Source organism: Pseudomonas sp. CK-NBRI-02, from assembly GCF_008124495.1.
Taxonomy (GTDB): domain Bacteria; phylum Pseudomonadota; class Gammaproteobacteria; order Pseudomonadales; family Pseudomonadaceae; genus Aquipseudomonas; species Aquipseudomonas guariconensis.
Window position 1 is genome coordinate 157,899 of record NZ_VSJH01000021.1, and the last position, 6,975, is coordinate 164,873.

Genomic DNA, 6,975 nt, shown 5'->3' on the forward strand with positions numbered 1-6,975 from the left:
GGACTTGGCCCGCGATTGGGTCGACCATACCTGGGGCGACGCTTTCGTCGCCCCCGGCTCGTCTTAGATGCCCAGACGGTCGCGCAGGCTGTAGTACCAGGCGCCCAGGGCGCTGAACGGTACGCGCAGCAGCTGACCACCCGGGAACGGGTAGTGCGGCAGACCGGCAAAGGCGTCGAAGCGCTCGGCCTGGCCACGCAGGGCTTCGGCCAGTACCTTGCCCGCCAGGTGGGTGTAGGTCACGCCGTGACCGGAGCAGCCCTGGGAGTAGTAGATGTTGTCGCCGATACGACCCACCTGTGGCAGGCGCGACAGGGTCAGCAGGAAGTTGCCGGTCCAGGCGAAGTCGATCTTCACGTCCTTGAGCTGCGGGAAGGCCTTGAGCATCTTCGGACGGATGATTGCCTCGATGTTGGCCGGGTCGCGAGCACCGTAGACCACGCCACCACCGAAGATCAGACGCTTGTCGCTGGTCAGGCGGTAGTAGTCGAGCAGGTAGTTGCAGTCCTCGACGCAGTAGTCCTGCGGCAGCAGGGTGCGGGCCAGTTCCTCGCCCAGCGGCTCGGTGGTGATCACCTGGGTGCCGCATGGCATGGACTTGGCCGCCAGCTCCGGTACCAGGTTACCCAGGTAGGCGTTACCGGCAACGATGATGAACTTGGCGCGCACCTTGCCTTGCGGGGTGTGCACGACCGGGTTGGCACCGCGCTCGATGCGCACGGCCGGGGTCTGTTCATAAATCACGCCACCCAGCGACTCGACCGCGGCAGCTTCGCCCAAGGCCAGGTTAAGCGGGTGAATGTGGCCACCGCTCATGTCCAGCATGCCGCCGACATAGTTGTCGCAGGCGACCACTTCGCGGATGCGCTTCTGGTCCATCAGCTCCAGCTGGGTGTGGCCGAAACGTTCCCACAGACGCTTTTGCGACTCCAGGTGGCCCATCTGCTTGGCGCTCAGTGCAGCGAACACGCCGCCGTCCTTCAGGTCGCACTGGATGTTGTACTTGGCCACGCGCTCACGGATGATGCGTCCGCCTTCGAAGGCCATCTGACCCAGCAGTTGCGCCTGCTTGGGGCCGACGGTGCGCTCGATCACATCGATGTCACGGCTGTAGCTGTTGACGATCTGGCCGCCGTTGCGGCCCGATGCGCCGAAGCCTACTTTGGCCGCCTCGACGATGCTCACTTTGAAGCCGTTTTCCAGCAGGAACAGGGCGCTGGACAGGCCGGTGTAACCGGCGCCGATGATGCAGATGTCAGTCTCCACCTCACCCTGCAGCGCCGGACGTGGCGGCACCGGGTTGGCCGAGGCGGCGTAGTAGGACTGGGGGTAGGGGGTATTGGCCATGCTCGGGGAACCTCGTGTTTTATATTTTTAACGAATGTACCGATGCTATCAATAATAATAAACACCCGCTAGTCGTCCGTTGAAAATCCTTTACTCCCCCCGTCGCTTCGGGTCAGGTAAATATTTTTAAGATTCAGTGAGTTAGCGTGAAAAAAACAGTTGACAGCGATTTTGGAGCGCGTAGAATGCGCCCTCATCGACAGGCACATAGCTCAGTTGGTTAGAGCACCACCTTGACATGGTGGGGGTCGTTGGTTCGAGTCCAATTGTGCCTACCAAACAAAAGCCCCGGGTTTCCGGGCACCGAAAAGGGCGATCCGAAAGGATCGCCCTTTTTGCGTTTGCACTACTCCGTGCGGCTTTGTTGAGCGTGCCGACCACTTGCAGATTCGGCCGGCATGTTACCCATCGAGTGGCAGAGCACGAGCCTTGCTCACACGGCACTCGACGGAGCACGGGCTGTCTGCGCCGTGGAGGGTTCCAGTTCCAGGCGGGACGCCGCGCCCAGAATCATCTCGGTCAGTTGTTCGATGATTTGCCGTTGTGACAGGGCCGAATCGATATCCGATGATTGGCAAAGGCTTTCAAGCATGCCGATGACCCTGTCAGTGAAGAACTTTGTCTTTGAGCGATCAATGCCTCGAGGGAAGGTGGAGGCAATGATAGCCATTAGCTGCTGAGTGTATTCATCACGCATCGCGGCATGCAGCCGAGCGTGTTCCGCCGTCAGGTTGCGAGCCTCCCGCAACATGAGCTGCACTTTTTTTTGCTCGCTCTGCTGAAGTTCGATGAAGGCACTGACGAATGCATGCAGACGGGCGCGCGTGCCTTGGGCGGCTTTGAGCTTTACCCGAGTGAGGCTTAGCAGGTCGCTCATGCATTCCTCGATGAGGTCGAAGAGCAGCGCCTGTTTACTTTCAATGTGGTTGTAAAGGGACCCTGCGCCGATACCCAAGCGGGCGGCCAGGTCGCGCAAGCTCGTATTCTGGTAGCCCTGTTCAGCGAACAAGTCCACCGCCGTGAGGTACAGGCGTTCCTGTGTCCTGGTCGGCTGGGCAGGTTGTGTGTTGGTGTTCATGGGGGCTCGGGGGTTGTAAGGGCGGGTGGGGCAGGTGGCCTGCCGCCCTTATCGGGCGGCAAGCGGCTCAGGGGCTAGCACTGTTTCTGGGCATAGTCCTGCGCAGGCAGAGGCTGCTGACGTCGCGCCCCGTGCTTGGCAAGCGGGTAGTAGACGAGCGCTGGCACGATCAGCCCAACCAACCAGGAAATGTCCGTATCGCCCAGGTGTTGCACCAAGGGGCCTGTGTAGAAGCCGGTGGCGATGAAGGGCATCTGCACCAAGACCCCGAACCCATAGGTGCCGATGCCTACCCAGTTCCAGCGGCCGTACCGGCCATCCGGGTCATCCAGGGCGGCGATGTCGTAACGCTCCTGAGTGATGAAGTAGTAATCCACCAGGTTGATGGCGCTCCAGGGTGTGAAGAACGCCAACAGGAACAGAAGGAAGGATTTGAATGCGCTGAGGAAGGAATGCTGGCCGATCAGCGCCAGGGTAGTGGAGATACCGACTATGCAGAGCACGAACACCAGGCGCTGGCCGGAAGAGACGGTGAAGCGTTTTTGGAACGCACTGACAATGGTGGCGATGCACATGAAGCTGCCATAGGCGTTCAAGGTAGCGATGGTCACCTTGCCAAAGCCGATGCTAAAGAACAGCAGGCCGGCAATCATCCCGCTGGCGCCCAGGCTAACAATGTAGTTCACCTCGTTTCCGGAGAAGGCGCCGCCTGCCAGCGCCGCTGCGAACACGCCGAGCACCATGGAGGTTTGCGAGCCCAGTACCGAGCCCAGGCCCACGGCGAGGAAGGTGCGCAGCGGGGAAGTTGCGCTGGGGAGGTAGCGCGAGTAGTCGGCTACATAAGGGCCGAACGCAATCTGCCACGACGCCGACAGCGAAACGGCCAGAAGAAAGGTGTTCCAGCTGAAGTGTCGATTTTCGAGCAGGGTGGCGATGTCATTGATCGACAGCAGGCGTACGAACAGGTAAGCGAACGCCACCACGCCAAGCACGCTGGCGACCCGCCCGAGCAGATGGATCACCCGGTAGCCGCACACTGTCAACACCACGATCACGGTGGCGAAAACCAGGATGCCGCTCGTATCGCTGATGTTCGCCATTCGGCCAATCGCCTGGCCGGCCAGTACCGTGCCGGTGGCATTGAAGCCGATGTACATGATGCAGACGAGTACCAGCGGTATCACCGCGCCGAATACGCCGAACTGCACGCGGCTTGAAATCATCTGCGGCAGGCCAAGACGCGGACCTTGGGCGCCGTGCAATGCCATCACGATGCCGCCGAACACCTGGCCGATCAACAGGCCGATCAATGACCAGAACACATCGCCACCCAGCACCACTGCCAAGGCGCCGGTGACAATGGCCGTGATCTGCAAGTTGGCACCGAACCACAAGGTGAACTGGCTGAAGAGCCGACCGTGTCGTTCGCTTTCAGGAATGAAGTCGATGGAGCGCGTTTCGATGAGGGGCTTGCCAGACATGAGGGTTTCTCCCGTGGCGCCATTGCCCATGGCGCCTCTATTGTTGTTATGTAGCGGATGCCCTGTGAGCCTGGTCGGCTGGTGCCTTCCAGGCTGACACCTCAAGTGCGGGCGGCGTCTAGTACGGCGCGCGAGATGATGATTTTCTGCACCTCCGAAGTGCCTTCAAAAATGCGCAGGATGCGTGCATCGCGCACCAGGCGCTCCAGCGGCAGGTCGCGGATGTAGCCATAGCCGCCGTGCAGCTGGAGTGCGGCATCGGTAATGAAGCCCGCCGCTTCGGCGGCGAACAGCTTGGCGGTGGCCGACTCCAGGCTGAAGCGCCCGCCCGCGTCGCGCGCGGCCGCAGCCTGCAGGGTCAGCAGCCGTGCTGCCTGCAATTGGGTGTGCATGTCTGCAATACGCCACTGTGTGCCCTGATAGGCCGCCAAGGGCTTGGGCCCGATCTGGCGCTGCTGGGCCCAGCTGAGGCTGTATTCCATAGCCGTGCGGGCGATGCCCAAGGCCATCGCCGCCACCTCCACCCGACCGCGATCCAGTACTTCCATGGCGGTCTTGAAGCCCTGACCAGGCTGGCCCAGCAGGGCGCTCGCGGGAAGCCAGCAGTCCAGGGACAGCTCATAGATCGTGCTGCCGCGCAGGCCCATGGTCTTCTCCGGGCTGGAAAAGGTGATGCCCTCTGTACCTTTGGGAATGAGGAATGCGCTGATGCCATGATGACCTGCGTCTGCGTCGGTCTTGGCGTACAGCACGATGAAATCGGCTTCGCGCGCATTGGTGATGTAGTGCTTACTGCCACGGATTCGCCATCCATCGTTCTCCTGGCTTGCCCGTGTGCGCATGTCAGCCGGATTGGAGCCGGCGGCCGGTTCGGTCAGGCCGAAGGCGCCGAGCAGTTCGCCCGTGGCGGCACGAGGCAGCCATTGCTGGCGCTGCGCCTCTGTCCCGCCAATGAGGATGGAATCGGTGGCCAGGAAGTGCGCAGTCATCGCCGATGCGGTGGAGGCGCAGGCGGCTGCGACGGCCTCAACCACGCGGCTCATTGCCAGGCTTGTGATGCCAAACCCGCCATAGGCCTCTGGCAGATTGATCCCCATGAACCCCAGCTCGCCCAAGGCTTTGAGGCTGCCGGCACAGAACGCTTCGGCCTCGTCAAAGCCTTGGGCATTCGGTTTGAGCACGTCGTGAGCGACGCGTTCGGCCGATTCGATGATCGCAAGTTCTGCGGCGTCCAGTTCGAAATTCATTTTTATTCTCCTGTGTGGGACAGACCGTACAAGGCATTGGCTTCGCCCAGGCGGGGGGCGGGTGAGGCGGTGTGGGGCTTGCTTCCATTGAAAAACACTGGCTGCGGTACCAAAGGTGACTGCGCGCAGCCCTCTACCAGCAATTGGCGCACGTGGGCTTGTTCGCTGCCTGTGGCCTGGGCGAGATTCCATACGGGGGAGGCGGGTACGCCTGCGTCCAGCAGCAAGGAGCAGATCTGTTCAACGCCTCGGGTACAGGTCCAGGCCTCGATCTGTGCCTTCAATGACGCCTCGTTCGCGGTGCGTGAGCTGTCGTCGACGAAACGTGGGTCATCCGCCAAGGCCTGGCATTCCATGCTCTGGCACAAGCGGCGGAACAGCTTGTCGCTGGCGACTGCGATCACGACCAATCCATCGGCGGCGCGGTAGGTGTCGAAAGGGGTCGAGACCGGATGCCGGTTGCCCACCAGTCCGGGCGCGCGGCCCTGGGCAAAAAGATTGGACAGGCCGGTCATTTGAAGACTGACCAACACGTCGAACATCGCCACATCCAGGTACTGTGCAGCGGCACCCTGGAACTCACGGGCGAACAGTGCGGAGCTGATTGCCCAGGCGGCGTAGACGCCTGCACAGAGGTCTCCAAGGGCCTCACCGCTCCGGGTTGGGCCGGTCTGGGGAAAGCCGGTCACACTCATCAGGCCAGACATGGCCTGGGCGACGATGTCGTAGGCCGGGCGGGAGGACAATGGCCCGCTTTGACCGAATCCGGAAATACTGGCGTATATCAGTCGAGGGTTGAGTGCCTTGAGGCTGTCGAAGTCGATGCCCAGGCGCTGGGTCACGCCAGGGCGAAAATTTTCCACCACGACATCGGCGTCGGCGACCAATGCATGGAAGCGCTGAAGATCGGCTGGTGCCTTGAAATCAAGCTCGACGCTACGCTTGCCGCGGTTGATCAGACCGAAATAGACGCTCTCGCCATTTTTGTCGAAAGGGCCCAGGTGACGGCTGTCATCGCCATGCCCTGGGACTTCGAATTTGATCACTTCAGCGCCGAGGTCAGCCAGCATTGCTGTGCAATGAGGGCCGGCCAGTACACGGCTCAGGTCCAGCACACGAATGCCTTTGAGCGGCTTTGATGCAGGGTTTTGCATAGTCATGGCGTGTTTCCTCAGCGCTTGACGCCCGTGATCATCGGCAGGTCCAGGCCCTGCTCCTTGGCGCAGTCGATGGCGATCTGGTAGCCGGCATCGGCGTGACGCATCACACCAGTCCCTGGGTCGTTGGTCAGCACGCGAGCGATACGCGCGGCCGCTTCGTCGGTACCGTCACAGACGATGACCATGCCCGAGTGCTGGGAGAAGCCCATGCCCACGCCACCGCCGTGGTGCAGCGAAACCCAGGTGGCGCCGCCTGCGGTGTTGAGCAAGGCGTTGAGCAGTGGCCAGTCGGAGACGGCGTCGGAGCCGTCACGCATGGCTTCGGTTTCGCGGTTCGGGCTGGAGACCGAGCCGGAGTCCAGGTGGTCGCGGCCGATGACGATCGGTGCCGACAGCTCGCCGCTGCGGACCATTTCGTTGAACGCCAGGCCCAGCTTGGCGCGCAGGCCCAGGCCAACCCAGCAGATACGTGCCGGCAGACCCTGGAAGCTGATGCGCTCGCGGGCCATGTCCAGCCAGCGGTGCAGGTGGGCGTCGTCCGGGATCAGTTCCTTGACCTTGGCGTCGGTCTTGTAGATGTCCTCGGCGTCGCCGGACAGCGCCGCCCAGCGGAACGGGCCGACACCGCGGCAGAACAGCGGACGGATGTAAGCCGGCACGAA

At 62.0% G+C, this 6,975-nt stretch carries 5 protein-coding genes, 1 tRNA gene and 1 pseudogene; 1 reads left to right on the top strand and 6 read right to left on the bottom strand.

The window, feature by feature from the left end; translation table 11 throughout:
- Positions 1–63 precede the first annotated feature (63 nt).
- Positions 64–1,347 carry an FAD-binding oxidoreductase gene (locus DQ397_RS15655; RefSeq protein WP_043211788.1) on the bottom strand — a complete coding sequence of 428 codons (1,284 nt, stop codon included), beginning with the start codon at positions 1,345–1,347 and terminating at the stop codon, positions 64–66.
- A gap of 201 nt (positions 1,348–1,548) precedes the next feature.
- On the opposite strand from DQ397_RS15655, the gene DQ397_RS15660 reads away from it, so the two are divergent.
- Positions 1,549–1,625: transfer RNA gene (locus tag DQ397_RS15660), tRNA-Val, on the top strand.
- Positions 1,626–1,780: 155 nt separating this feature from the next.
- Here the strand turns inward: DQ397_RS15660 and DQ397_RS15665 are convergent.
- The 5 genes and pseudogenes from DQ397_RS15665 to DQ397_RS15685 all read right to left on the bottom strand — a co-directional run.
- Entirely contained in the window at positions 1,781–2,425 is a 645-nt protein-coding gene (locus DQ397_RS15665) for a TetR/AcrR family transcriptional regulator (protein WP_052352469.1), read from the bottom strand.
- Between the two features lie 74 nt (positions 2,426–2,499).
- On the bottom strand, positions 2,500–3,906 hold the full coding sequence (locus DQ397_RS15670) for a cytosine permease (protein ID WP_043211799.1): 1,407 nt from the start codon (positions 3,904–3,906) through the stop codon (positions 2,500–2,502).
- Between the two features lie 101 nt (positions 3,907–4,007).
- Positions 4,008–5,153, bottom strand: coding sequence for an acyl-CoA dehydrogenase family protein (locus tag DQ397_RS15675; protein ID WP_043211791.1), 1,146 nt, complete (start codon positions 5,151–5,153; stop codon positions 4,008–4,010).
- Positions 5,154–5,155: 2 nt separating this feature from the next.
- Positions 5,156–6,313 carry a CaiB/BaiF CoA-transferase family protein gene (locus DQ397_RS15680; protein ID WP_256664383.1) on the bottom strand — a complete coding sequence of 386 codons (1,158 nt, stop codon included), beginning with the start codon at positions 6,311–6,313 and terminating at the stop codon, positions 5,156–5,158.
- A gap of 11 nt (positions 6,314–6,324) precedes the next feature.
- A pseudogene (locus DQ397_RS15685) lies at positions 6,325–6,975 on the bottom strand (urocanate hydratase); the annotation flags it as partial.